The sequence below is a fragment of the Kineosporia sp. NBRC 101731 genome, from assembly GCF_030269305.1.
Lineage (GTDB): Bacteria > Actinomycetota > Actinomycetes > Actinomycetales > Kineosporiaceae > Kineosporia.
On the sequence record NZ_BSTC01000032.1, the window covers coordinates 1 to 2371 of the forward strand.

The following is a 2371-nucleotide window of genomic DNA, read 5'->3' on the forward strand; positions in this document are numbered from 1 at the left end:
TGAGTGATATTGCTGATCAGACGAATCTTCTGGCGTTCAATGCCTCGATCGAGGCGGCTCGGGCGGGTGAGCACGGTCTGGGGTTCTCGGTGGTGGCCGGTGAGGTTCGTAAGCTGGCGGAGCGTTCTGCGGATGCGGCGGGGGAGATCTCCAAGTTGGTGCAGGAGTCGACCCGGCGGGTGGACGAGGGTGCGAAGGTCTCCGAGAAGGCGGGGGAGTCGTTCGAGGACATTGTCTCCAGTGTGGCGCGGACCAGCATGTCGATCGACATGATCGTGACCGCGACCAAGAGCCAGATCGAGGTATCGCGTCAGGTCGCCTCGCTGATCACGGAACTGCTCGGGGCTGCTCCCCAGACCGGCCAGTGAGTCTCCTGAAGGTCCTGGAGTAGCGATTTTTACGGACGCGGTGGTCACCGGGTCGACGTCGTGGATGAATCGTCCCGATCGATGACCGGTTCGCTGCTCCTGGTGCGCCGGGCATCTCGTTCCCTCGGACATCGAGGTGAGGCCGACGATCCGTGCCTCCCGGGTGAGTGTTGGCAGCTCACCCGGGAGGCACATTTCGTGGCGCGAGGGCGCCGACGCCGGCGGGGCCGAGATACCGTCGTTCGATCCGCGGGCCCGGGTGGGACCCGGCCCGTTGCCCGGACACTCTGCCGGTGCCGGCACCCGCCGTTGTGCTGGGCCGTTCAGATGACCGCCGTTCAGCGGTCTCAACGTTGCACGCCTCCTCACCGATTCAACTCCTCACGGGAGTCATGCGTCCAGGTGCTGGAAACGGAGAACGACTTGTCGGACGAGACGGGCCTTTCACAGGATGAGCGTGAGCTCCTCGCGGAGCTCAAGAGCCATGTGGAGGCGTTCGGGCGCGGTCAGGCTGTTGCCGAGTACGCGCCGGACGGGACAGTTCTGAAGGCCAATGAGCGTTTTGCCGAGCTCATGGGCTATAGCACCGTCGAGATCATCGGGCGGAACCACAGTTCCTTCGTGCCCGCCGAGGTGGTCGAGACGGCGGAGTACACGGAACTGTGGGACGAGCTCCGGTCCGGGGGAAACCTGACCGGTGAGTTCCGCCGGGTCTGGCAGGGCAAGAGGGATCTGTGGATTCGCTCCACCTGGGTGCCGGTCAAGGACATCGAGGGCCGGGTGGCGAAGGTCGTCGAGTACGCACTCGACATCACCGCCGGCCGGCGGGCCACAGCCGACGCCGAGGGCAAGATCCAGGCCATCGGACGGTCCCAGGGGGTCATCGAGTACGACCTCGGTGGGACGATTCTCGAGGTCAACGAGATCTTCTGCGAGGTGATGGGCTACTCCCCGCAAGAACTCGTCGGGCAGCACCACCGGATGTTCGTCCCGCCGGACGAGGCCCGGTCGGCCGCCTACCGGCAGTTCTGGCAGCGGCTGGGCGATGGGGAGTCGATCACCGGCGAGTTCCAGCGCGTCGCCAAGGGCGGGCGGGTCGTCTGGCTGCAGTCCGTCTACAACCCGATCATCGGGATTGACGGAAAGCCTTGGAAGGTAGTGAAGTACGCGGTCGATGTGACCTCCGCCAAGCAGATCACCGCCGACTCCGAGGGGAAGACCTCGGCGATGGACCGATCCCAGGCGGTGATCGAATTCGACCTCAACGGCAAGATTCTCTCGGCCAACGACAACTTCCTCGCGACCGTCGGGTACAACCGCGACGAGGTGGTCGGACAGCACCACCGCATGTTCGTGCCGGCGCAGACCGCCGAGTCGGACGAGTATGTCGACTTCTGGCGCAGTCTGCGCGAGGGAGAGTTCAAGAGTGGCGAGTTCCACCGGGTCGGCAAGGGCGACCGGGACATCTGGCTGCAGGCCACCTACAACCCGATCTTCGGGGTGGACGGAAAGCCCTGGAAGATCGTCAAGTTCGCCACCGATGTGACCGAGGCCAAGCTCCGCAACGCCGACTTCGAGGGCAAGATCGCCGCGATCGACCGCTCGCAGGCAGTAATCGAGTTCGACCTCGAGGGCAACGTGCTCACCGCCAACGCGCTGTTCTGCGACCTCTTGGGGTACCGCCTGGAAGAGATTCGGGGGCGCCACCACCGGTTGTTCGTGTCGACCGAGGATGCGGGCAGTACCGAGTACCGGATGTTCTGGGAGAAGCTCGGGCGGGGTGAGTTCGATTCCGGCGAGTACAAGCGCATCACCAAGTCCGGTGAGGAAGTCTGGATCCGGGCGACCTACAACCCGGTGCTGACCGCTGAGGGAAAGCCTTTCAAGGTGGTGAAGTTCGCCTCCGACGTGACGGGTGAGAAGCTGCGGAACGCCGATTATGCCGGTCGGGTGGCGGCTCTGGACCGGTCTCAGGCGGTGATCGAGTTCGATCTCAATGGGAA

At 64.5% G+C, this 2371-nt stretch carries 2 protein-coding genes; both read left to right on the forward strand.

Annotated features, from left to right (window positions below; genetic code table 11):
- Positions 1–368, forward strand: a 368-nt coding sequence (locus QSK05_RS35955; protein ID WP_285601898.1) for a methyl-accepting chemotaxis protein, incomplete at its 5' end; no start/stop codon positions are given.
- A gap of 423 nt (positions 369–791) precedes the next feature.
- Positions 792–2371, forward strand: a 1580-nt coding sequence (locus QSK05_RS35960) for a PAS domain-containing protein (RefSeq protein WP_285601899.1), incomplete at its 3' end; no start/stop codon positions are given.